Genomic DNA, 21,830 nt, shown 5'->3' with positions numbered 1-21,830 from the left:
CGCCTGGCGGTGCGTCAGAGGTGGATGCCGCACTCGGTCTTGCCGGAGCCGGACCAGCGGCCGGCCCGGGCGTCCTCGCCCTCCGCGGGCTTGCGGGTGCAGGACAGCGGGGAGCAGCCGATCGAGGTGTAGCCCTCCCACAGCAGCGGGTTGAGCAGCACGCCGTTGGCGGCGACGTAGGCGTCCACGTCCTCCTGCGTCCACCGGGCGATCGGGGCGATCTTGACCTTGCGGCGCTTGGGGTCCCAGGAGACCACCGGGGTGTTCGCCCGGGTCGGCGACTCGTCGCGGCGCAGCCCGGTGGCCCAGGCGTCGTACCCGCCGAGGCCGCGGTTCAGCGGCTCGACCTTGCGCAGCGAGCAGCACAGGTCCGGGTCGCGGTCGTGCAGGTTCGGCCCGTACTCGGCGTCCTGCTCGGCCACGGTCTTCAGCGGGGTGAGCGTGATGACGTTGACCGGCATGGTCGCGGCCACCGCGTCACGGGTGCCGATGGTCTCCGGGAAGTGGTAGCCGGTGTCCAGGAACACCACGTCCACGCCGGGGAGCACCGAGGAGGCGAGGTGGGCGACGACCGCGTCCTCCATCGAGGAGGTGACGCAGAACCGCTTGCCGAAGGTGTCGGCGGCCCACCGCAGGATCTCCTGCGGGGTCGCCTCCTCCAGCTCGCGGCCGGCCCGGACGGCTGCCGCCTCGTGGTCAGTCGCGGTGCTGCTCATGGGACGTACCCCCGTGGTCGGTCGGTGACAGCAGGCCGAGGAACTTCAACTGGAAGGCCCGGCGGCACCCGTGGCATTCCCAGGCGCCGTGTCCGGCCTCGGAGGGGCGCAGGTCCTCTTCCCCGCAGTACGGGCAGAAGAACGGTGCTGCTCGCTCACTCATGACAGCTGCTCCTCGGTCGCCCGGGTCGCCCACTGGGCGAAGCGCTCGCCCTCGGTGCGGTCGGCCTGGTAGCGGGTCAGCAGGCGCTCGACGTAGTCGGGCAGGCCGGCGCTGGTGACCTTGAGGCCGCGGACCTTGCGGCCGAAGCCGGCCTCCAGGCCGAGCGCCCCGCCGAGGTGCACCTGGTAGCCCTCGACCTGGTCGCCGTTGTCGTCGGTGACCAGCTGGCCCTTGAGGCCGATGTCGGCGACCTGGATGCGGGCGCAGGCGTTCGGGCAGCCGTTGATGTTGATGGTCAGCGGCTCGGTGAACTCCGGCAGGCGCTGCTCCAGTTCGTCGATGAGCGTGCGGCCGCGCTCCTTGGTCTCGACGATGGCGAGCTTGCAGTACTCGATGCCGGTGCAGGCCATGGTGCCGCGGCGGAACGGCGACGGGGCGACGCGCAGGTCGAGCGCCTCCAGGCCGGCCACCACCGACTCGACGTGCTCCTCGGCGATGTCGAGGATCAGCATCTTCTGCTCGGCGGTGGTGCGCACCCGGTCGCTGCCGTGGGCGGCTGCGAGGTCGGCGATCTCGGCGAGCAGCTTGCCGTGGACCCGGCCGACGCGCGGCGCGAAGCCGATGTAGAACCGGCCGTCCTTCTGCCGGTGGACGCCGACGTGGTCGCGCCAGCGGGCGGCGGGCTCGGCGGGCGCGGGGCCGTCGACCAGCCGGTACTTGAGGTACTCGTCCTCCAGTACCTGGCGGAACTTCTCCACGCCCCAGTCGGCGACCAGGAACTTCAGCCGGGCGCGGTTGCGCAGACGGCGGTAGCCGTAGTCGCGGAAGATGCCGATGACGCCGCCGTAGACGTCCGCGACCTCGTCCAGCGGGACCCAGGCACCCAGCCGCACGCCCAGGCGCGGGTTGGTGGACAGGCCGCCGCCGACCCACAGGTCGAAGCCGGGCCCGTGCTCGGGGTGGACCACGCCGACGAAGGAGACGTCGTTGATCTCGTGCGCGACGTCCAGCAGCGGGGAGCCGGAGACCGCGCTCTTGAACTTGCGCGGCAGGTTGGAGAAGTCCGGGTTGCCGATGAAGCGGCGCTGGATCTCGTCGATGGCGGGGGTGCCGTCGATGATCTCGTCCTCGGCGACGCCGGCCACCGGGGAGCCGAGGATGACGCGCGGGGTGTCGCCGCAGGCCTCGGTGGTGGACAGGCCGACGGCCTCCAGCTTCTGCCAGATCGCGGGGACGTCCTCGATCCGGATCCAGTGGTACTGGATGTTCTGCCGGTCGGTCAGGTCGGCGGTACCGCGCGCGTACTGCTCGGAGACCTCGGCGACCGCCCGCAGCTGGGGGACGGTCAGCCGGCCGCCGTCGATGCGGACCCGGAGCATGAAGTACTCGGCGTCCAGCTCGTGCGGGTCGAGGATCGCGGTCTTGCCGCCGTCGATGCCCTCCTTGCGCTGGGTGTAGAGCCCCCACCAGCGCATCCGGCCGCGCAGGTCGGCGGGGTCGATCGAGTCGAAGCCGCGGTGCGCGTAGATCGTCTCAATACGTGTCCGCACATTGAGACCGTCGTCGTCCTTCTTGAACTGCTCGTTGGCGTTCAGAGGAGTGTGGTGGCCCATGCCCCACTGGCCCTCGCCGCGGTGGCGGGTCACCTTGCGGGCCGCGGCGGGGCGGCGCGCGGCGGGGCTGTCGGCCGTGGGCTCGACGGTCTCGGGGGAGGTGGCCATGGTGAAGTCCTTCGGGGCAGATGGCGCTGGTGCCAGGCGGGTCGCGGAGCGTGCTCAGCCGTGCGGTGCTGCTCTGACCTGCGGGTTTCTCAGGGCCTGGAGGGCAGTGACCGAGACCGGGCGGGCGCCTGCACATCCGCTGCGACGGGGATGGCGGGAACGGGTGGCGCCGGGTGCGGTGGTGCGGCGGGGGTGGGCTCAGGTCACCGGACAGATGGCGCTGGACACGCGAAGGAGATCGACGTGGAGTCGACCTACCAGGGTGGTTCCGGCGCTAGGCATGGCAAGAGATTCGCACGGCGCGGGACTCGCGGTCCACTAACATCCGCATACTGGACGCTGATGTTTCGTCATGTGGGACGGTCGGGAGTTCCCGCCGCTCCCGGCCCGGGTGCCCGGCCACACGCTTCCACCCCGGGGAGATCAACCGCGGGGCCACGGCCCGATACGGTTGGCCCTGTGCAAGCAGCAGGCGATACGAGCGGAACGAACCCCGAGCGGGCCTCCCGGCGCCGGGGCAAGGGCTCCCGGCGCGCGGCCAAACAGGCCACCTGGCGCCACACGGCGTGGGAGCTGGTCAAGGACACCACCAACACCTGCGTGGAGTACCGGGTCACCGGCCTCGCCGCGGAGGCGGCCTTCTTCACCCTGCTGTCGATCCCACCGCTGCTGCTCGGCCTGGCCGGCACCCTCGGCTACCTCGACGAGTTCCTCGGCGCGGGCACCATCGACCGGCTCAAGCACGACATCGTCTCGGCCTCCGGGACGGTCCTGTCGGACTCCTCCGTCAGGGAGGTCGTCGTCCCGCTGCTGAACCAGGTGTTCGACCACACCCGGCCCGACCTCGTCTCCATCGGCTTCCTGCTGTCGCTGTGGTCCGGCTCCCGGGCGCTCTACATCTTCATCGACACCATCACCGTCATGTACGGGCTCGACGGCAAGCGCGGCATCGTCAAGACCCGGCTGATGTCGCTCGGCCTCTACCTCGGCGCCCTGGTGATCGGCTCGCTGGTGCTGCCGCTGCTGATGGCCGGGCCCGGACTGGTGGAGAACGCCGTGCCGGGCATCGCCGGACTCGTCGGCGCCGCGTACTGGCCGGTCGCGATCGTGCTGCTGATCGTCTCGCTGACCACCCTCTACCACCTGGCCGTCCCGGTCTCGACCCCGTGGCGCGAGGACATCCCCGGCGCCCTCGTCGCCCTGGTGGTGCTGGTCTTCTGCAGCGTCGGCCTGCGGCTCTACCTGGTCAGCTCGGTCGAGGGCCCCTCGGTGTACGGCTCGCTGGCGGCACCGGTGGCCGTCCTGCTGTGGATCTTCGTGGTGGCCCTCGCGGTCCTCATCGGCGCCGCCATGAACGCCGCGATAGACCGGCGCTGGCCCACCCTGGAGACCGCCGACGCCCGCGCCGAGAACGAACGGGCCCACGAGGAGGCGGCCGCCGCCGTGGTCCGCGAGGTCGCCGCCCGGCGAGCCGTCGAACGGGCCCGGCGCGCCCGCGAACTCGGGCTCGCCGAGGGCGCCGAGGAGGAGTGGGGCGAGGACGACGGCGAGGACGTCGACGTGCCCTCCGAGTACCCGGAGCGGTGGGCCGACGTGCTGGCCGCCGACAACGTGCGCGGCCGGCTCACCGCCCGCGGCGGGCCGCACCACCGGCCCACCCCGCCGCCCCCGGACAGCGACCGGCCGTCCGGGCCCCTGCCGGGCGGGCCTGCGGGCGGGCCTCCGGCCGCAGGCCCGGGCGGTCCTCCCGGGCAGGAGCTGCCGGGGTACCCGCCGCGGCCGCCCCGGCCGCCGTGGGAGCAGCGGTAGGCAGGGGCGTGCGGTGCCAACGGACAGGGCCTCTCCCGCAGGTGCGGGGGAGGCCCTGTGCCGTGTCCGGCGGTCCCTGTGGTCGTGCGGTCACGTGGTCGGAAGGTCCGCCGGTCGGGCGGTCAGGTGGTGGCGGGGTTCGGGGGGTAGCCGTACTGCGGCGCCGCCGGGGTCGGCGTCGGGCTGGTGGGCGTCGGGCCGGCCGCCGCCGGGGCGGCCCGGACCGGGAACGGCTCGGTGGTGGGCTGGGCCGGCTCCAGCGCGGTGCGCCCGGAGGAGTCGCTCAGCTTGATCAGCAGCGCGACCATCAGCCAGTTCGCCAGCAGCGACGAACCGCCGGCCGCCAGGAACGGCAGCGCCTTGCCGGTCAGCGGGACCAGCCCGCTCACCCCGCCGACGACCACGAAGATCTGCAGCGCCAGGGCCGCCGACAGGCCGGTGGCCAGCAGCTTGCCGAACGGGTCGGTCAGGCCGATCGCGGTGCGCAGACCCCGCTGGATCAGCAGCACGTAGACCAGCAGCAAGGCCGTCACCCCGGCCAGGCCCAGCTCCTCGCCGATGGTGGTGAAGATGAAGTCGCTGCGCCCGGCGAAGCCGATCAGCCAGGGCCGCCCCGAGCCCAGGCCCGTCCCGGTCAGGTGCCCGGTGCCCAGGCTGAACAGCGCCTCGGCGGGCTGCTCGGAGATCGCCTTGTCGTGCACCGGCTTGTAGTAGTCGAGCGGGTGCAGCCACGCCTCGACGCGGCCGTGCACGTGCGGCTCCACGGTGCCGACCACCGCCGCGCCGCCGACCGCCATCAGCAGGCCGAGCACCACCCAGCTGGTGCGCTCGGTCGCCACGTACAGCATCACGATGAAGACGCCGAAGAAGATCAGCGAGGTGCCCAGGTCCCGTTCGAAGATCAGCACCAGCAGGCTGACCACCCAGATCGCCAGCACCGGCCCGGCGTGCCGGCCGCGCGGCAGGGTCATCCCCCAGACCTTGCGGCCGGCCAGCGCGAGCGCGTCCCGGGAGGCCATCAGGTAGCCCGCGAAGAAGATCGTGATCGCGACCTTCACGAACTCGTCCGGCTCGAAGGAGAGCCCGAACAGCCGGATCCAGCGCTTGGCGCCGAAGCTGTCGCTGGGCGAGGCCACCGGAGCGGCCAGCAGGATCAGCGCGCCCGCCATCAGCAGGTAGACGTAGCGCTGGAAGAAGCGGTGGTGCTTGACCAGCACGATCAGCGCGATCGCCGCCGCCACCGAGATGAACACCCACATCAGCTGGGCGGGCGCGGCCGGGAGCTTCTGGTAGTCGCCCTTGGCGCTGTGCGCGGCCTTGTAGCTGATGTCCAGCCGGTCCAGCAGCACCAGTCCGAAGCCGGTCAGGAAGACACCCAGCGGCAGGATCAGCGGGTCCGCGTACGGTGCGAACCGGCGCACCGCCAGATGCGCCGCCCCGGCGAGCGCGCCCAGCGACAGGCCGTGCACCAGCAGTCCGGGCGGCATCTTGCCGGTCAGCGCCAGATCGGCTTCGATGTGTCCCGCCAGACAGACGGCCACCGCGAGCGCCAGCAGGCCCAGCTCGATGTTGCGGTGGCGCGCGGCCAGCCGGCGGCCCTCGCCGCGTGCAGTGCTGTGCACCTCGTGTCGTCCCCTTGTCACCCACGTGGCGGGTATCGCCGACGGGCATCCTGCCAGACGTCCGGGTCGTCGCCGCGGTTGCGGAGCGACGGGGCCCGGGGCAGAACTTTGCCTGGGCAAAGCTTTGTTCGGGCCGGGTAAAGCTTTGTTCAGGACCGGGTATAGAGGTGGGCCCCGCGCGCGGCGGGCCGCCGGCGCGGCGACATCATGGCCGGGCGTCGCGGCGTCCGCCGCGGGGCCCGATGGCGATGGTGTGCACGGCTGCCGCCGCCTCGGCGGCGGCGGGTGCGAGCGAGGTGGGCGGACGGATGAACGGCGCGGTGGACGGCGCGGTCTCCGTACTCGCCTACCACGGACCGCCCGCGTGGCAGTGGTCCGACCTGGCCACCTCCTGGACGGCCGAACCGCTGGTGCTCACCCTCTCGGTGCTGCTCGGCGCCTGGTACCTCGCCGCGGTGCGCACCGTCCACCGGTCCGGCGGCGAGCGGTGGAAGCCCACCCGCAGCGCCGCGTTCCTCGGCGGACTGCTCCTGTGGATCTGGTGCACCTGCTCCGGCCTCGGCGTGTACGACCGGATCCTCTTCACCGACCGGGCCGTGCAGGTCGTCCTGCTGCTGATGGTCGTCCCGCTGCTGCTCGCGCTCGGCGCGCCCGTCTCGCTGCTGGTCGAGGCCGCGCCGCCGGCCCGCCGGGAGCGGATCCTGCGGGCGCTGCGCAGCCGCCCGTCCAAGGTGCTGATGTTCCCGGCCGTCTCCACCGCGCTGCTGATGGCACCGCCGTGGCTGCTCTACTTCACGCCCTGGTACGAGGAGTCGGTCTCCAGCGCGTTCGGGAACGTGCTGCTGCACCTGGCGCTGGTGCTGCTCGGCCTCGCCTACTTCTGGCCGCGGCTGCAGATCGACCCGGTCGGGCACGAGTACCCGCACCTGGTCGGGCTGTTCATCACCTTCGCCGAGGTGATCTTCGACGCGGGGCTCGGGATCGTGCTGATCTACGGCGGCCACCTGGTCGCCGAGCACTACTACGTGGCGCTCGGGCGGCCGTGGGGGCCGAGCCTGGCGCAGGACCAGACCTGGGGCGGCAACGCGTTCTGGGTGCTGGGGGACCTGGTCGGACTGCCGTTCCTGGCCGCGCTGGTGCGACGGATGGTCGTGCAGGGGCGGGAGGAGATCCGGGCCGTGGACGCCGAGCTGGACGCGCGCTTCGAGGCGGCGGCCGAGGAGGCGCGGGCCGAGGGGCGGCCGGAGGAGGAGGAGACGGGGATGCGGCCGTGGTGGCTGGACGACCCGAACCTCAAGCACCGGTACGGGGGATAGCGGCGGTACGGGGGGATGGCGCCGGTACGGGGACAGTCGCGGTACGGGGGCTTCCTGGCCTCTGTGGGGCGTATTTCCGCAGGTCAAAAATGGGTTGGCGCAGCCAGGGCGCTTCGCTAGCGTGTGACGTGTCCGGTTCGGAGGCCGTTGGGCCGCCCGAGGAGTAGAGAGCAGGAGGTGAACCCCGTGGTCGTTGTCGCCCCGATAGCTGCCCAGGGCAGTACTCGCGTTCACCTCCTTTTCCCGGCCGCCGGCTGAGCCCTTCGCGCCAGCCGTAGCTCGCCGGGACCATTGCTCCCGAAGGGCCACTGCGTTGACCAACGCTGCCTCCGTTCCGTCGTTCTCTCCTTCTCTTTCTCTGTCTTCTTTCTCCTCCGCCGAGGTCGGCACCGCTCCCTCCGAGGCCGGCTCCGCGCTGGCCGGCTACGGCTGGACGCCCGAGCTCGCGGAGCTGTTCACCCCGCTCGGCGAGGCCGGGCTGCTCCCGGCCCGGATCGTCCGGGTCGACCGCGGCCAGTGCGACGCCGTGATCGCCGACCCGGAGACGGGCGAGCCGCGCACCGTCCGCTTCGACACCCGGCCGGTCGGCGACGCCGACATGATCAACTGCCCGTGCACGGGCGACTGGGCGGCCGTGGACCTCCACGCCCAGCCGATGGCCGCCGTCGTCGCGCTGCTGCCGCGCTCCACCGCGATCATCCGCAAGGTGGCCGGCAAGCGCTCCGACGGTCAGGTGCTGGCGGCCAACGTCGACACCGTCCTGATCGCCTCCTCCCTCGCCACCGATCCCGACCTCGGGCGGATCGAGCGCTTCCTCGCCCTGGCCTGGGAGTCCGGCGCCGAACCACTCGTCGCCCTCACCAAGGCCGACCTTGTGGACGACGCCGACTTCATCCGGGCCGACGTCGAGGCGATCGCGCCCGGGGTCACGGTGGTCGTCGTGAGCGCCGAGACCGGCGAAGGCATGGACGTGCTGCGCGCCTGTACCCCCGGCACCACCGCGGTGATCGGCCAGTCCGGCGTCGGCAAGTCCACGCTCACCAACGCGCTGGCCGGCGCCGTGGTGATGACCGTCCAGGAGGCCCGCGAGGTCGACCAGAAGGGCCGCCACACCACGACCACCCGCGAGCTGATCCCGCTGTCCGGCGGGGGCGTCCTGATCGACACTCCCGGGCTGCGCGAGGTCGGCCTCTACGGTGGCGAGGGCGTGGACCTGGCTTTCGCCGACATCGCCGAGCTGGCCGAGGAGTGCCGCTTCCACGACTGCGGCCACCACACCGAGCCGGGCTGCGCGGTGCAGGCGGCGCTGGCCGACGGGACCCTGCCGCAGCGCCGGATGGAGAGCTACCTCAAGCTCCAGCGCGAGAACGAGTGGATCGCCTCGCGCTCGGACGCCCGGGTGGCCAAGGCCCGGCTGCAGAAGTGGAAGACGATCACCAAGTCGATGCGTGCCGTGGGAGGTCCGGTGAAGCGCTGACCCGTCGGAGCCGGCCGACTGCCGTCAATCGGCCGCTGTCGCGCTGCGGCGACGGTGGCCGGCCTCCGCCCGGCCCACCCGGCTCAGCGGAGGTCGGCCACCAGCCGGAAGCGCTGGAGGAGCACGGGGGTGGTGTCGTCCACGGTGAAGTCCGGGTCATCGAGGGCGGCGAGCATCTCCGGGCTCCGCCAGAACCCCTCGTGCACGGCGCGCCAGTCAGCCACGCTGGCGTACCCCTCGCCCTCGTCCAGGGCGTGCCGCAGGTCGACCTCGGAGAGCGGGACCACACGGACGTCCGTGGTCTCGATCACCGCGACCCGGCGGCCGTCCGAGTCGAGGACGGCGCCCCGCTCGCCGGGCTGCGGCAGGGGCTCGCCCTCGTGCTCGTAGCCGGCGACCAGCCCGGTGGTGCTGGTCTTGGCGCCGCTGAGGACGGCCGCGACCAGCTGGTCGCGCAGCGGGCCGGGGAACGCGAACTCCTCCGGGGGCAGGGCGACCACGCGCGGGTCGTCCGGGCCGGCGTAGGGGTGGCCGGTGTAGGGCCGGCCGGTGGGCCGGGCGCCTGGCTGCTCGCTCATGCGGCGAGCGTAGCCGCGGGCCGGCTGGAACGGCCGTGAATTTCGGGCCGGGCCGGGCCTGGGCGGGGGAGGGGGAGGGCCCCCGAACGGCGATGTCCGATTCCCGCCAGTCACCCCCCGCTCGATCCCGCAGACTGGACAACGTGATCGACGACGACATCCGGTACCGAGCCGTGGACAGCCGCGACGCCCGCTTCGACGGCGTCTTCTTCACGGCCGTCACCTCCACCGGCATCTACTGCCGACCAAGCTGCCCCGCCGTGACCCCCAAGCGGGTCAACTGCGTCTTCTACCCCAGCGCCGCGGCCGCCCAGGGCGCAGGCTTCCGTGCCTGCCGCCGCTGCCGCCCCGACTCGGTGCCGGGATCCCCCGAGTGGAACCACCGCGCCGACCTGGTCGGCCGCGCGATGCGACTGATCGGCGACGGCGTGGTGGACCGCGAGGGCGTCGCGGGTCTGGCCGGCCGCCTCGGTTACAGCTCCCGCCAGCTGCAGCGTCAGCTCACCGCCGAGCTCGGCGCGGGCCCGATCGCGCTGGCCCGCGCCCGTCGCGCCCAGACCGCCCGCCTCCTCCTGCAGACCACCGAGCTGTCCGTCACCGACATCGCGTTCGCGGCCGGCTTCGCCTCCGTCCGCCAGTTCAACGACACCGTGCGCGAGGTCTACGACCGTACGCCCAGCGGCCTGCGCGCCGAGGTCGCCGCCGGTCGCCGCACCGCGACCCCGGCCGGCGGCCTGACCCTGCGCCTCGCCTACCGCGGCGCGCTGGACAGCGACCACCTGATCGACTTCCTCGCCCTGCGCGCCATCCCCGGTGTGGAGGAGGTCGTCCCCGGCGCGCGCCCGGGCGTCCGGACCTACCGGCGCACCCTCGGGCTCCCGTACGGCCACGGCATCGCCGAGGTCGACGGCCTGGCGCCGGACGAGCCGCGCACCCGAGGCTGGCTGGACTGCCGGCTCTTCCTCGCCGACCTGCGCGACCTGCCGACCGCCGTCCAACGGCTGCGCATCCTCTTCGACCTGGACGCCGACCCGCTCGCGGTCGACGAGCAGCTCGGCGCCGACCCGGTGCTCGGTCCGCTGGTCCGCGAGCGCCCCGGACTGCGCTCGCCCGGCCACGTGGACCCGCACGAACTCGCCGTCCGCGCCGTCCTCGGCCAGCAGGTCAGCGTCGGCGCGGCCCGTACCCTGGCGGGCCGGCTCGCCGAGAAGTACGGCACCGCACTGCCCGAGCCCAGCGGCGGCCTGCGGCTGCTCTTCCCGACCGCGGCGGTCCTGGCCACGGCAGAGGCGGAGGACTTCGCGATGCCCGCCGCCCGCCGCCGCGCGCTCACCGGCCTGTGCGCGGCCCTGGCGGAGGGCGTGGTGAGCCTCGACAGCGGGGTCGACCGGGAGGAGGCCGCGACCCGGCTGCTGGCCCTGCCCGGCATCGGCCCCTGGACGGTCGGCTACCTGCGGATGCGGGCCCTCGCCGACCCCGATGTCTTCCTCCCGAGCGACGTGGGAGTCAAGCACGGCCTCGTCCGGCTCGGCGTCCCCGGCGACCCGAAGTCCGCCGCCCGCGCGGCCGAGGCCTGGGCCCCGTGGCGCTCCTACGCGGTCCACCGGCTGTGGGCCGGCCCCGCGACCACCAGCACCGGAACGGAGAACGAACGAGCATGAGCACCACCGTCCCCACTGCCACCGCCCACACCGGCACCGCCCACACCGGCACCGTCTACACCACCATGGAGAGCCCCTTCGGCCGGCTGCTGCTCAGCGGTGTCCTGCCCGAGGACGGCGGGCCGGCCGCGCTGGCCACCGTCACGGCGCCGGGCCAGAAGTACGCGCTGGCCGAACCCGCCGACGACTGGGTCCTCGACCCGGAGGCGCTCGCCGAGCCGGTCGCCCAGCTGACCGCCTACTTCGCCGGCGAGCGCACCGGCTTCGACCTGCCGCTCGCGCCGGTCGGCACCGAGTTCCGCCGCCGGATCTGGGCCGCGCTGGACGAGATCCCGTACGGCACGACCGTCACCTACGGCGAACTCGCCGAGCTGGCCGGGCAGGAGCCGCGGATGGTCCGCGCGGTCGGCGGCGCGGTGGGCGCCAACCCGCTGCTGATCGTGCGCCCCTGCCACCGGGTGCTCGGCGCCAACGGCTCGCTCACCGGCTTCGCGGCGGGCGTGGACCGCAAGCGCCTGCTGCTGGAGCTGGAGAGCGGCACCCTGTTCTGACCGCCGGCCCGATCGCTCCGGACCGATCGCTCCGGACCGATCACTCCGGACCGATCACTCCTGAGGTGATCACTCCGAACTGCGCAGGTCCACCCGCCAGTTGTGGCTGCGCATGAACCGCCCGGGCGGGAACTCGAACTCCGTCTCGCCGAGCAGCGTGAACCCGGCCTTCGCGCAGACCGCGTTGGAGGCGGGGTTGTCCACCGACGGGAAGGCGTGCAGGTACCGGTGGGCCGCCTCGCGGCGGGCGGCCGCGACCGCGGCGCGGGTGGCGGCGACGGCGATGCCCCGGCCCTGGAAGCCGGGCAGCACGTTCCAGCCCATCTCGTGGACGGTCTCGCCCTCCCAGGTCCGGGTGCCGTAGCCGACCGTGCCAACCGACTCGCCGTCGACTGCCCCGCCGTCGACTGTCCCGTCCCCGACCGCCGCGTCCTCGGGCAGCAACACGATCCGGTACATGCAGCCGAGGCCGGACGGGACGAAGTCCAGGTAGCGGCCGTGCCGGACGAGCAGCTGCTCCTCGGTCTCCGGGCCGCCGACGTGCGTCTTCATCTCCGGTGTGTTGACCCGGCGCAGCAGCGCGAGGTCGGCGTCCGTCCAGGGCTCGATGTGTACCCGTGCTGTGGTCATGCCGGCGACGGTAGCGGCAGGACCGGGCCGTTGACCAACGGGTTTGTCCACCGGTCGGCACCGGCGGCACCGGCGGCACCGGCCGGGACGGGGCGAGCCGGTCGACGCCGGTTCAGCCCTGTTCGGTGCCGGTCCCCGGCTGTTGCGCGAGGGCCCGGGCGAGCTGCTCCAGGGCGGGCAGGGCGTTGACGACCGCCGCGCGGTCGGCGGGTTCGAGGGCGCCGAGCGCGGTGGCGATGCGGCGCTCGTGCGCCTGCTGCCAGTCGTCGAGCTGGCGCCGTCCGGCCGGGGTGAGGGCGATCCGGGCGGTGCGGCGGTCGCCGGGGTCGGCCTGGCGGTCCACGAAGCCGGCTTCGAGCAGCTTGCCGACCAGTCCGCTGACGGTGTTGGGGGCGAGCCGCTGACGGGCGGCCAGTTCGCCGACCCGCAGTGGTGCGGCGGCGAGGGTCTGGAGGAGTTCGACCTGCGCCATCGGCAGGGACTCCCACGGGTAGTCGGTGCGGATGCTGCTGCGCAGTGCGCGGCGCAGCCGGGTCACGGTGTCGGTCAGTTGCCGGGCGTGCTCGACCGCCGGGTCGGGGCTTGTGATGGCGGGGTCGGGAACGTGTGGTGACGACGGCATGGCGGACAGCGTATCTCCTGGTACGGGGCGTGCCGGGGGCGCGGTCCGTCCCTCGGGCGCGGTGTGGACGCCCCGCGAGACGCTTCGTATCGCAGGACGACCTGCTCGTAGAAAGAACATGTCTGCATCCGATATATTCGTCCCATGAACGCCACCGCCCTTGCCGCCCGACTGCTCACCGAGCGGCCCCGGCCCCGCGGCATCGCCGGGTGGCGCCACGCCCACTGGCTGGCTGTCGGCACGGTCTGCCTCGGCGCCTTCCTCGGCCAGCTCGACGCCAGCGTCATCGCCCTGGTCTTCCCCGCCATCGGCCACCACTTCGACGCGGGCTTCGCCGCCGTCGAATGGGTCGCCCTCGCCTACCTGCTCGTCCTGGTCGCCCTGCTGGCCCCGATCGGCCGACTGTCCGACCTGGCCGGCCGCAAGACGATGTACATCGGCGGCTTCGCCGTCTTCGGCCTCTCCTCGCTCGGCGCCGGATTCGCCGGCAGCCTCTGGATCCTGGTCGGCTGCCGGGCCGTCCAGGCCGTCGGCGCCGCGATGATGCAGGCCAACAGCGTCGCGCTGGTCGCCCGCGGCGTCCCGGAGCACGCGATGCGGCGCGCGCTCGGCATCCAGGCCTCCGCCCAGGGCCTCGGGCTGGCGCTGGGGCCCAGCCTCGGCGGCCTGCTGGTCGAACACGCCTCGTGGCGCTGGGTGTTCTGGGTCAACGTGCCGATCGCCGTGTTCGGCATCCTGGCCGGCTGGTACCTGCTGCCCCGCACCCGGACGGACGGCGTGGGCCCCGTTCCCAACCCCCGGACGCGCCCCACGGCCCGTCCGCACCGCGACGACGCCCGCTTCGACCTGCCCGGCATGCTGCTGCTCACCGGCGCGACCACGTCGCTGCTGCTCGCCCTGTCCACCGCCTCCGGCCTTCCGCTGCCCGGCTGGGTCGTCGCCGTCCTGCTGCTCGCCGCCGCCGTGCTCACGGTGGCGCTGGTGCGCCAGGAGCGGCGGGCCGCCCGGCCGATCCTGGCACCCGGCCTGGTCAACACCCCGGGCGTGCGGTCCGGCCTGGTGGTCGCGCTGATCGGCTACCTGCTGCTGTTCTGCCCGCTCGTGCTGGGCCCCGTGCTGCTCACCGGCGCGGGTGTGTCGACGGCCGGCGCGGGCCTGCTGGTCACCCTGCTGCCCGCCGCGTTCGCCTTCGCCGCGACGGTCGGCGGCGGGCTGCTGCCCCGGGACTGGTCGGATGCGACCAGGTGCCGCTTCGGCGCAGCCGTGGCGGCGGGCGGGCTGCTGCTGTTCGCCCTGCTGCCGGCCTCGACCGTGTCGGCGGCCCCGCTGCTGGTCGCCGGGTACGGGCTGGGCCTGCTGCTGCCGGCCAACAACGCGCTGGTGATGCGGGCGATCCCTGCGGAGTGTTCGGCGGTCGGCGGCGGCATGGTGAACATGGCGCGCAGCCTCGGTACGGCGCTCGGCATGGCACTGTCCGTCCTCGGCGTCCACCTGGCAGGCGCGGCGTCCGGTGGGCGGACGGTGCTCCTCCTCCTCGCGGCGGTCGCGGCCGCGGCCGCACTCCTCACCCGGCCGGCCCGCGGTCCGCTCCGCAGACATCGGGCCGTGCCCGGTCCCGGGGCTCCCGGGGCTCCCGGGGCTCCCGGGGCGTTCGAGGCACCCGGGGTGCCCGGGGTGCCCGGGGTGCCCGGTGATCCTCATTCGAAGTCGTCGGCTGCGGTGAGGCCTTCGAGGAACGAGCGGAAGTCCGGCGCGAGCGGCAGCTCCCGGCCGAGGTCCGCCTCGAACCAGGTGACGGACGGTTCCCGGTCCCGGCCGCGCTCCCGGTAGTCCAGCCCGATCCAGCACGGTCCCTCACCCGAGAGCAGGACCACCGGGGAGGGCAGGCCCCACTCCGTGACCAGGTACGGGCTGTCGAGCAGGGACAGCGCTCCCGCGCGCCGGCCGATGCCCATCAGCCAGTCGAACGGGACGTGGTCGGCGCTCCACGAGGTCGGCCGACTGGTGGGGAAGGCGTTCCGGTCCTCCGCGACCCCGCCGCCGTCGCGGTGGTGCAGCAGGTCGAGCAGGGCGGCCGGAAGCGTGACGCCGAGCAGCCGCTGGGCCTCCGCGACCGCTTCGGCGGTCAGGGCCGACTGCGCGTCGTCCTCGGCCCCGGCGTCCCACAGGGAACACCGGAAGTCGTCACCGCGCGCCATGGTCGGTCTCCGTGCCACGGCCCGCTTCCGCGCCGTGACCGGTCTCAGGGACGGGGCGGGCGTTCAGGGCGTCCTGGGCCCGGTTCAGGCCGCGCCGCACCAGGGTCTCCAGGGCGTCCGCGCAACGGTCCAACTCGCCGGGCATGGCCGTGAGTTCGTCGTCCGAGAACTTCTTCAGCACGAAGTCGCCGACGCTCTGCCCCTTCGGCGGCCGGCCGATGCCGAACCGCAGTCGGACGAAGTCGCGGGTGCCGAGCACCTCGCCCACCGAGCGCACCCCGTTGTGGCCGCCGGGCCCGCCGCCGCGCTTGAGCCTGGCGGAGCCGAACGCGAAGTCCAGGTCGTCCTGCACGACCACCAGCCGCTCCACCGGCACGCCGTAGCGGCGCAGCAGCGCGGCCACCGGGCGGCCGGACAGGTTGATGAACCACAGCGGCTTGGCGAGCAGCACCGGCCGGCCGTCGACCGCGATCTCCGCGACCAGGGTGGCGATGCCGTGCCACCGGAACCGGGCGCCGTGCCGCTCGGCCAGCCGGTCGACGGCCAGGAAGCCCGCGTTGTGCCGGGTCTGCCGGAACCACGGTCCGGGGTTGCCCAGTCCGGCGATCAGCCAGGGTGCGCGGGGTGCGCGGGGTGCGCGGGGTGCGCCGGGTGCGTCGGGTGCGTCGGGTGCGTCGGGTGCGGCAGGTGCGTCGGGTGCGTCGGGGGTCATGCGAGGTCTCCGCAGGGGGTGGGAACGGCGGACGGCCGGGGCGCGGCGGGGACGGTGCGGGACCGTCGGCTGCGCCCCGGCCGTCCGGGGAACGAGAGCGGTGGGAGTGGTGAGCCGGTTCAGGACGCGGGCACGCCGGGGGCGGCGCCGCGCTCCGTGAGCATGTCGGTCATCAGCTGCAGCTCCGAGGTCTGGGCGATCACCATCGACTGCGCGAGCCGCTTCTCGGTGTCGTTCCTGGCCAGGTCCACGTAACCCTGGGCCATCTCGACGCCGCCCTTGTGGTGCTCGATCATCAGCTGCAGGTAGAACACCTCGGCGTCCCGCCCGCTGAGCGAACGCAGCTTCGCGATCTGGGTGTTGGTGGCCATGCCGGGCATCAGCGAACCGTCGTGCGCCTGGTGGTCGTGGCCCATCTGCATCCACGCCATCGGCTTGGCGCCCGAGTGCTGTGTCAGCCCCCACTGGTCCAGCCAGCCCATCATCATGCCGCGCTGGTTGGCCTGGGTGTTGATGATGTCGAAGGCGAGGGTGCGGGTCGGCTCGTCGCTCGTGCGGTCCCGGACGACGAACGACAGGTCCACCGCCTGCTGGTGGTGGGTCGCCATGTCGCGGGCGAACCCGGCCTCGGGCGAGTCGTCCGCGGGGACCGACAGCGCGGTGCCGGAGGCGGAGGTCCCGCTTGCCACCAGGGCCGGCACCCCGAGCGCCAGCGCCACGGCGGCGGCCAGCGCGGCCGGCCACCACATGCGCCGACGGCGCGGGGCCGCGCCCCCGCCGTCCTCGGCGGTGACGGCTCCGGTGACGGCCTCCGCAGCCGGGTCCACGGCCGTCTCCACGCCGTTCTCGGCCGCGGCCGCCTGGGGACGGCCCGCGTCGGCGGTCACATCTGCCCCATGGTGCAGGAGGCGCCCGGCTCCTGGGTCTGCTTGCCCTGGACGTACTTGGTGAAGAACTGGTTCACCCGGGGGTCGCTGGCGCTGTCCACGACCAGCTGGGTGCTCCAGGCGTTCAGGGTGATGGTGCCCTGCTCGTCCGGGTACGGGCTCATCAGCGAGTACGGGGTGGCCTTGACCTTGTCGGTCAGGGTCTTGATGTCGTCCGGGGTGGCCTTGCCGTTGTACGTCACCCAGACCGCGCCGTGCTCCAGCGAGTGGACGGCACGCTCGTTCTCGACCGGCTGGTCGTAGACGTGGCCCATGCAGTCCAGCCAGACCGCGTTGTGGTCGCCGCCGACCGGCGGGGTCATCGGGTAGGTGACCTTCTCCTTGACGTGGTTGCGGGTCAGGTCGCCGAAGGTCTTCACACCCGGGATGTCCGCGTTGGCGGCGGCTTCCTTGTCCTTCTTCTTCTGGTTCTGGTCCATGACGACCCAGGTGCCGGTGGCTATCGCGGCGATCACCAGCACACCGGCCACCACCGAAGCGACGACCTTGTTACGGCGGTCGCGGCGCTGCTCGGCGGCGCGCAGCTCGGCGATCCGGGCGCGGCGGTCGAGGCCGACCTGCTTGCCGCCGGACTTGTTGGACTGCTTGGCGGAACCCATGGTGGTGTCCTTGTCTCCGCCGCGCACAAGGTCGGTGGCGGCGGTCAGCTGGAGAGTGAGGCAGGGCGGATCCGTCGGCGGCTGGGCCGGCGGTGGGTTCCGCTCAGGACCGGTGGACCTGGAGTTCGTGCAGGTCGGGCGCCGGGTGCGAACCGTCCAGCAGGCCCGCGGGCACCACCCGGGGCAGCGCCTCGGGCGCGGCCGGGGTCACGGGTGACACGGCGGGCTGCGGCTGCGGCGGCGGATTCGGCAGCTGGGCGTCCTGCGGGCAGTACGGGTGGCTGGTGCAGCCGTTGTTGCGCGGGGGCTGGCCGTCGGCGGTGCAGAGGATCCAGTGCCCCTGCTCCTCGGCGATCCGCTGCTGGTCGGAGGCCTTCGAGGCCTTGCCGACCTCGGCGAGCTTCGCGGCCTTGGCGGGCTTGGTGGCCTGCTCGGCGTGGCCCGTGTGGGGCGCTTGTCCGGTCGCGACCTGGACGCTGACGACGCTGACGACGGTGAGGGCACTGGCCGGGGCGGCGGCCGGCACCGGACGGGCAGGCCCGTCCACCGCCTTCGCCGGACCCGCGCAGGGCAGCATCGACAACAGGGCGGCGAGCAGCAGGACCAACAGCGCACCCACCGGGCGGCCCGCCGGTGCGGCCCTCCCCGGTCGGGGTGAGCTGGGGGCCGACGCGGTCATGCGCACATTTAATCAGCCGAACGAGTGAAGCGATGCCCCCCACCGGCCCTCATTTTCGGGGGTCGGAACGCCCGGATGTCCAGGAAACACCCTGCTCCGGGCACATCCGGCAAGCACGGACGGAACGGAAGCGGGCCGGGCGGTGACGTCCCCGGTGAAGCGACCGGGCGCGGGCGACGAACCGGCTGGTCGGCGCGGTGGCCGGGATGTTCCGGTGGGTGACCGGTTGTCGCCGAAACCCGGACAGGGCCGTTGCACTTGGAGAACAATGACGTCGAGCCCGGCCCGCCGGGGGCGGCGCGACCACGGACCGAGGCAGGAGCCGCCAGATGAGCAAGCAGGGTGCACCCGCACAGCCGCACCGGCCCGACGACGGCTGGTGGGACACCGTCTACGACGGCCCGGCGGGCACCCTCCCGGACACCCCGCACGCCGACCCGGGGGACGGCAGCGTCGACGACTGGTTCGACACGGCGGCAGGGCTCATCGGGCAGCAGCGGTCGGCGGAGCCGGAGCCGGAGCCGGCCCCGGCTCCGGCGGCGGCGGAGGGTGAGCCGGAGCCCGCGCAGGACGGCCGCGACAGCCTCGACGACTGGTTCGACACGGCGGTCGGCGTGATCGACGGACCAGACGTGATCGACGGACCGGAGGGGATCGGGCGTCAGCGGACGCCCATGGAGACCCACCAGTTCCCGGCGCCTTCCTTCGCCGACGACGCGCCGAGGGCGGCGGCGGAGACGCCGGAGCCGGAGCCGGAGCCGGAGGAGGCGGCTGTTCCGCTCTCGCTGGAGAAGAACACCCCGCCGTCAGCCCCCGGGCCCGTCGTCGCCGAGGTTCCGGAACCTCCGGAGGTTCCGGAGGTTGCCGAGGTTTCAGAGGTTGCCGAGGTGCCTGAAGCGCCCGAGGCGGTGGCCGAGGCGCCCGAAGGACCCGAGGTACTCGAGGCAGCCACCCCCGACCCGACCCCCGAACCCGAGCCCGACCACGCACCGGCGCCCGAATCCGACCCGGCACCGGCACCGGCACCGGCACCTGTCACCGCCACCGTCCCCGACCCCCGCCTGGCCGTCCGCGCGCCGCTCGCCGACGGCGGGGCCACTGTCCCGCACGTCGGCGAACGCCCCCCGACCTACGGGCCCGAGCCGACGGCCGTACCGGAGGCGGACCCGGGCTCGCTGCGCTCGCTCGCCCCGGACACCGTGCTGGAGGGCGCGCAGTACGGGCCGTCCGTCCTGCGCGCCGTGTCCGTCCGGGGCGACTCCGCGCGCTACCGGGGCGAACCGCGCCGCGACTCCCTCCTGGTCACCCGCTTCGGCGACGGGCCCGACGGACTGCTGCTCGCCGTGCTCGGCGGCTTCGACCGGACGGGCGGCGCCGAGGACGACACGGTCACCGCGGAGGCCGTCGCCACCGCCGCCGGTGAGGCCTGCCGCCAACTCGCCGCCGCGATCGGGCGCAGCCGGGCCGGACTGGCCGCCGACCTGCGCGACGGTGCCCGGGACCGGCTCCGCTACGGGCTCCAGCGGCTGGCCACCGGAGCCGTCGCCCCGCTGCGCGCGCTGGCACCCCGGGCGGAGGGGGACGACAGCCCGTCGCCGGCCTCGCTGCACTGCCTGATGGTGTCGCTCGACCCGGCGGCGGGCTATCGCGCGGCCTTCGGTGTCGGCCCGGGCGGCCTGTACCTGCTGCGTTCCGGCCACTGGATCGACGCGTACGCGGCCCGGCTCCTGCACCACCCGGACGGCCAGCCGCCGGCGCCCGAGGCCCCGGTCCCGGACCCGCGCCCGTTCCGCTTCCGGCTCGTTCCCGCCACGCCGGGCGACATCCTGCTCCTCTGCACCCCCGGCCTGGCCCGCCCGATCGCCGACGAACCGGCCGTCGCCCATTTCCTCTCCACCCACTGGGCCCACCCGCACACCCCGGGCACCGTCGACTTCCTGCGCCAGGTCCAGGTCCGCGCCAAGGGTTACGCCGACGACCGCACCGCGGCCGCCGTCTGGACCGAGTGACGGTGGACCGGTCTGCCTATTTCGCCCCGGGAGCGGCCGCGGCTCAGGTGCGGAGGAGGATGCCGGTGACGGCGGTGGCCTGGGTGAGGGCGGCTGGGGGGTGGGAGTCGGGGAGGCCGATGGCGATGGGGACGGCGAGGCCGTCGAGGAGGGCGCGGATCTGGGTGGCGCGGTCGGCGGCGGGGCCCGGGGTGAAGTGGCCGGTGGCGGTGCCCTGTTCGATGAGGGTCACCAGGTCGGCCTGCCAGGGGGCTTCGATCTCCTGCTGTCCCCGGCGGATCTCGGCGCTCGCGGGGGAGCGGCCCCAGACTTCGACCCAGAGGATCCAGCGCGGGTCCCCCGCTCCCTCGGGCAGGTAGAGGCGCAGGTAGGCGTCGAGGCGCTGCCAGGGGTCGAGGGTGTGGTCGGCGAGGGTGTCGCGGCGGCGGGCGCCGAGCTGGTCCTCGCTCCAGCGGAGGGTTTCCAGCAGGAGCTGGTCCTTGCTGCCGAAGTAGTAGAGCAGGTGTCCGGCGCTCATCTGGAGCTGTTTGCCGAGTCCGGCCATGGTGAGCTTGGCGAGCCCGTGTTCGGCGATCGCGGCCCGGGCGGTGGCGAAGACCTCCTCGCGGGGGCGTGCGGGCCGGCGCGGGCGGGGGTCGGCCATGTGCGGTGCTCTCCCTGGGTGGAACGGTAGTTCGAAGGCTGCCGGAGCGGGGCGGTGGGCCCCGCTCCGGCAGCCCCGGGGGTCAGGCCTTGGGCTGCTGCTGGGTGATGCAGTGGATGCCGCCGCCGTTGGCGAAGATCTCGCGGGCGTCGACGAGTTCGACGGTGCGGCCCGGGTAGGCGCGGCCGAGGATGGCGGCGGCCTCCTGGTCGCGCGGGTCGGCGAAGGCGCACAGGATCACGGCGCCGTTGGCCACGTAGTGGTTGATGTAGGAGTAGTCGACCGGTTCGCCGTCCTCGTCCAGCAGGACGGTGGGGGCGGGCAGTTCGACGACCTCCAGCGGCCGGCCCTGGGCGTCCGTCGAGGCGCGCAGGACGGCGACGAGTTCCCGGCAGACCTCGTGGTCCGGGTGGGACGGGTCGGGCTGCACGTGGGCGACCACGACGCCGGGGCGCACGAAGGAGGCGACGATGTCGATGTGCCCGCGGGTGCCGAACTCGTCGTAGTCGCGGGTGAGTCCGCGCGGCAGCCAGATCGCCTTGGTGGTGCCGAGGAAGGCATGCAGCTCGGCCTCGACCTCCTCCTTGGTCCAGTCGGCGTTGCGGCCCTCGCCGAGCTGGACGGTCTCGGTGAGCAGCACCGTGCCCTCGCCGTCGACGTGGATGCCGCCGCCCTCGTTGATCAGCCGGGAGGCGAAGCGCTGAACCTCCGTCAGTTCGCCGATGTGCTCGGCGATGTGCTGGTCCTTGTCCCAGCGGGCCCAGGACTGCGCACCCCAGCCGTTGAAGATCCAGTCGGCGGCGGCCAGCGAGCCCTTGCCGTCGATCAGGAAGGACGGGCCGATGTCGCGCATCCACGCGTCGTTGAGCGGGCGCTCGACGATCTCGACCCGCTCGGAGACGTACTTGCGGGCCTCAGCCGTCTCACCGGTGTTGACGACCAGCGTCACCGGCTCGTACCGGACGATGGTGTCGGCGACGGCGGCCCAGGCCTCGCGGCCGGCGTGCAGCGCCTCGGGGGTGTCGAAGGTGGGGTTGGCGGTCGGGAAGGCCATCCAGGTGCGGTCGTGCGGGTGCCACTCGGCGGGCATCCGGTAGCCGAGGGAGGCGGGCGTGGGGGTGGTCATCATCAAGTCCTATGGGGGAGATCGGGGGAGATCCGGGGAGATCCGGGGCGA

At 73.6% G+C, this 21,830-nt stretch carries 21 protein-coding genes and 1 pseudogene; 7 read left to right on the top strand and 15 right to left on the bottom strand.

Translation table 11 applies throughout. The features are described from left to right. Nucleotides 1–14: 14 nt before the first annotated feature. The 4 genes from ACZ51D_RS28805 to ACZ51D_RS28790 form a co-directional block, all read right to left on the bottom strand. On the bottom strand, nucleotides 15–716 hold the full coding sequence (locus ACZ51D_RS28805; RefSeq protein ID WP_465663857.1) for a phosphoadenylyl-sulfate reductase: 702 nt from the start codon (nucleotides 714–716) through the stop codon (nucleotides 15–17). Then, complete coding sequence (locus ACZ51D_RS28800) at nucleotides 697–879, bottom strand: eL43 family ribosomal protein (protein WP_360499220.1); 183 nt, start codon at nucleotides 877–879, stop codon at nucleotides 697–699. The genes ACZ51D_RS28805 and ACZ51D_RS28800 overlap by 20 nt, the downstream gene beginning before the upstream one ends. Beyond that, nucleotides 876–2,600, bottom strand: coding sequence for a nitrite/sulfite reductase (locus tag ACZ51D_RS28795; RefSeq protein WP_465663856.1), 1,725 nt, complete (start codon nucleotides 2,598–2,600; stop codon nucleotides 876–878). Before ACZ51D_RS28795 ends, ACZ51D_RS28800 begins: the two co-directional genes overlap by 4 nt. Nucleotides 2,601–2,798: 198 nt before the next feature. Continuing rightward, the gene (locus tag ACZ51D_RS28790) at nucleotides 2,799–2,882 is read right to left on the bottom strand and encodes a putative leader peptide (protein ID WP_310593185.1); all 84 of its coding nucleotides are present in this window, start codon (nucleotides 2,880–2,882) and stop codon (nucleotides 2,799–2,801) included. A 177-nt stretch (nucleotides 2,883–3,059) separates the two neighbouring features. On the opposite strand from ACZ51D_RS28790, the gene ACZ51D_RS28785 reads away from it, so the two are divergent. After that, on the top strand, nucleotides 3,060–4,409 hold the full coding sequence (locus ACZ51D_RS28785; protein ID WP_465618524.1) for a YihY/virulence factor BrkB family protein: 1,350 nt from the start codon (nucleotides 3,060–3,062) through the stop codon (nucleotides 4,407–4,409). Nucleotides 4,410–4,531: 122 nt separating this feature from the next. Here ACZ51D_RS28785 and ACZ51D_RS28780 read toward each other — a convergent pair whose 3' ends face one another. Continuing rightward, nucleotides 4,532–6,031, bottom strand: a complete 1,500-nt coding sequence (locus tag ACZ51D_RS28780) for an FtsW/RodA/SpoVE family cell cycle protein (protein WP_465618526.1) — start codon at nucleotides 6,029–6,031, stop codon at nucleotides 4,532–4,534. 242 nt (nucleotides 6,032–6,273) lie between these two features. Between ACZ51D_RS28780 and ACZ51D_RS28775 the strand changes: the two genes are divergently transcribed. Next, nucleotides 6,274–7,347 (top strand): cytochrome c oxidase assembly protein, encoded by a 1,074-nt coding sequence (locus tag ACZ51D_RS28775; protein ID WP_465663855.1) that lies wholly within the window; start codon nucleotides 6,274–6,276, stop codon nucleotides 7,345–7,347. Between the two features lie 358 nt (nucleotides 7,348–7,705). Further along, nucleotides 7,706–8,824 carry a ribosome small subunit-dependent GTPase A gene (gene rsgA, locus ACZ51D_RS28770; RefSeq protein WP_465618787.1) on the top strand — a complete coding sequence of 373 codons (1,119 nt, stop codon included), beginning with the start codon at nucleotides 7,706–7,708 and terminating at the stop codon, nucleotides 8,822–8,824. An 83-nt stretch (nucleotides 8,825–8,907) separates the two neighbouring features. On the opposite strand, the gene ACZ51D_RS28765 is transcribed toward rsgA, so the two are convergent. Then, on the bottom strand, nucleotides 8,908–9,402 hold the full coding sequence (locus tag ACZ51D_RS28765; RefSeq protein WP_465618530.1) for an ASCH domain-containing protein: 495 nt from the start codon (nucleotides 9,400–9,402) through the stop codon (nucleotides 8,908–8,910). A gap of 92 nt (nucleotides 9,403–9,494) precedes the next feature. Between ACZ51D_RS28765 and ACZ51D_RS28760 the strand changes: the two genes are divergently transcribed. Together ACZ51D_RS28760 and ACZ51D_RS28755 are read left to right on the top strand one after the other, a co-directional pair. Next, a complete protein-coding gene (locus tag ACZ51D_RS28760) occupies nucleotides 9,495–11,063 on the top strand; it encodes a DNA-3-methyladenine glycosylase 2 family protein (RefSeq protein ID WP_465618532.1) in 1,569 nt (522 codons plus the stop codon). Next, nucleotides 11,060–11,614: a methylated-DNA--[protein]-cysteine S-methyltransferase gene (locus ACZ51D_RS28755; protein ID WP_465663854.1), complete on the top strand. Its 555-nt coding sequence runs from the start codon at nucleotides 11,060–11,062 to the stop codon at nucleotides 11,612–11,614. Before ACZ51D_RS28760 ends, ACZ51D_RS28755 begins: the two co-directional genes overlap by 4 nt. Before the next feature lie 69 nt (nucleotides 11,615–11,683). Here ACZ51D_RS28755 and ACZ51D_RS28750 read toward each other — a convergent pair whose 3' ends face one another. Both ACZ51D_RS28750 and ACZ51D_RS28745 read right to left on the bottom strand, forming a co-directional pair. Beyond that, nucleotides 11,684–12,244, bottom strand: a complete 561-nt coding sequence (locus tag ACZ51D_RS28750; RefSeq protein WP_465618536.1) for a GNAT family N-acetyltransferase — start codon at nucleotides 12,242–12,244, stop codon at nucleotides 11,684–11,686. A gap of 112 nt (nucleotides 12,245–12,356) precedes the next feature. Continuing rightward, on the bottom strand, nucleotides 12,357–12,866 hold the full coding sequence (locus ACZ51D_RS28745) for a MarR family winged helix-turn-helix transcriptional regulator (RefSeq protein WP_465618538.1): 510 nt from the start codon (nucleotides 12,864–12,866) through the stop codon (nucleotides 12,357–12,359). A gap of 144 nt (nucleotides 12,867–13,010) precedes the next feature. Between ACZ51D_RS28745 and ACZ51D_RS28740 the strand changes: the two genes are divergently transcribed. Continuing rightward, nucleotides 13,011–14,696 carry an MFS transporter gene (locus tag ACZ51D_RS28740; protein WP_465663853.1) on the top strand — a complete coding sequence of 562 codons (1,686 nt, stop codon included), beginning with the start codon at nucleotides 13,011–13,013 and terminating at the stop codon, nucleotides 14,694–14,696. On the opposite strand, the pseudogene ACZ51D_RS28735 reads toward ACZ51D_RS28740, so the two are convergent. The 5 genes and pseudogenes from ACZ51D_RS28735 to ACZ51D_RS28715 all read right to left on the bottom strand — a co-directional run. Continuing rightward, nucleotides 14,654–15,064: pseudogene (locus ACZ51D_RS28735) on the bottom strand (SMI1/KNR4 family protein); the annotation flags it as partial. The gene ACZ51D_RS28740 and the pseudogene ACZ51D_RS28735 sit on opposite strands and share 43 nt — an antisense overlap. Continuing rightward, entirely contained in the window at nucleotides 15,051–15,776 is a 726-nt protein-coding gene (gene pth, locus ACZ51D_RS28730; RefSeq protein WP_465663852.1) for an aminoacyl-tRNA hydrolase, read from the bottom strand. The pseudogene ACZ51D_RS28735 and the gene pth, both read right to left, overlap by 14 nt. Nucleotides 15,777–15,895: 119 nt before the next feature. After that, nucleotides 15,896–16,525: a DUF305 domain-containing protein gene (locus ACZ51D_RS28725; RefSeq protein WP_465663886.1), complete on the bottom strand. Its 630-nt coding sequence runs from the start codon at nucleotides 16,523–16,525 to the stop codon at nucleotides 15,896–15,898. Nucleotides 16,526–16,659: 134 nt separating this feature from the next. Further along, entirely contained in the window at nucleotides 16,660–17,322 is a 663-nt protein-coding gene (locus ACZ51D_RS28720) for a DUF3105 domain-containing protein (RefSeq protein WP_360499241.1), read from the bottom strand. 103 nt (nucleotides 17,323–17,425) lie between these two features. Further along, nucleotides 17,426–18,001 (bottom strand): hypothetical protein, encoded by a 576-nt coding sequence (locus ACZ51D_RS28715; protein WP_465618545.1) that lies wholly within the window; start codon nucleotides 17,999–18,001, stop codon nucleotides 17,426–17,428. A 329-nt stretch (nucleotides 18,002–18,330) separates the two neighbouring features. Between ACZ51D_RS28715 and ACZ51D_RS28710 the strand changes: the two genes are divergently transcribed. Beyond that, the gene (locus ACZ51D_RS28710; RefSeq protein ID WP_465663851.1) at nucleotides 18,331–20,010 is read left to right on the top strand and encodes a hypothetical protein; all 1,680 of its coding nucleotides are present in this window, start codon (nucleotides 18,331–18,333) and stop codon (nucleotides 20,008–20,010) included. A 43-nt stretch (nucleotides 20,011–20,053) separates the two neighbouring features. Here the strand turns inward: ACZ51D_RS28710 and ACZ51D_RS28705 are convergent, their stop codons facing one another. Together ACZ51D_RS28705 and ACZ51D_RS28700 are read right to left on the bottom strand one after the other, a co-directional pair. Then, nucleotides 20,054–20,653 carry a TetR/AcrR family transcriptional regulator gene (locus ACZ51D_RS28705; RefSeq protein WP_465663850.1) on the bottom strand — a complete coding sequence of 200 codons (600 nt, stop codon included), beginning with the start codon at nucleotides 20,651–20,653 and terminating at the stop codon, nucleotides 20,054–20,056. An 82-nt stretch (nucleotides 20,654–20,735) separates the two neighbouring features. Further along, a complete protein-coding gene (locus ACZ51D_RS28700; RefSeq protein ID WP_465663849.1) occupies nucleotides 20,736–21,782 on the bottom strand; it encodes an agmatine deiminase family protein in 1,047 nt (348 codons plus the stop codon). Nucleotides 21,783–21,830: the final 48 nt, after the last annotated feature.

This window comes from Kitasatospora sp. NPDC033851 (genome assembly GCF_055576085.1).
Note: the sequence above shows the minus strand (reverse complement) of the source record. Positions and strands in the feature narration are given on the sequence as shown.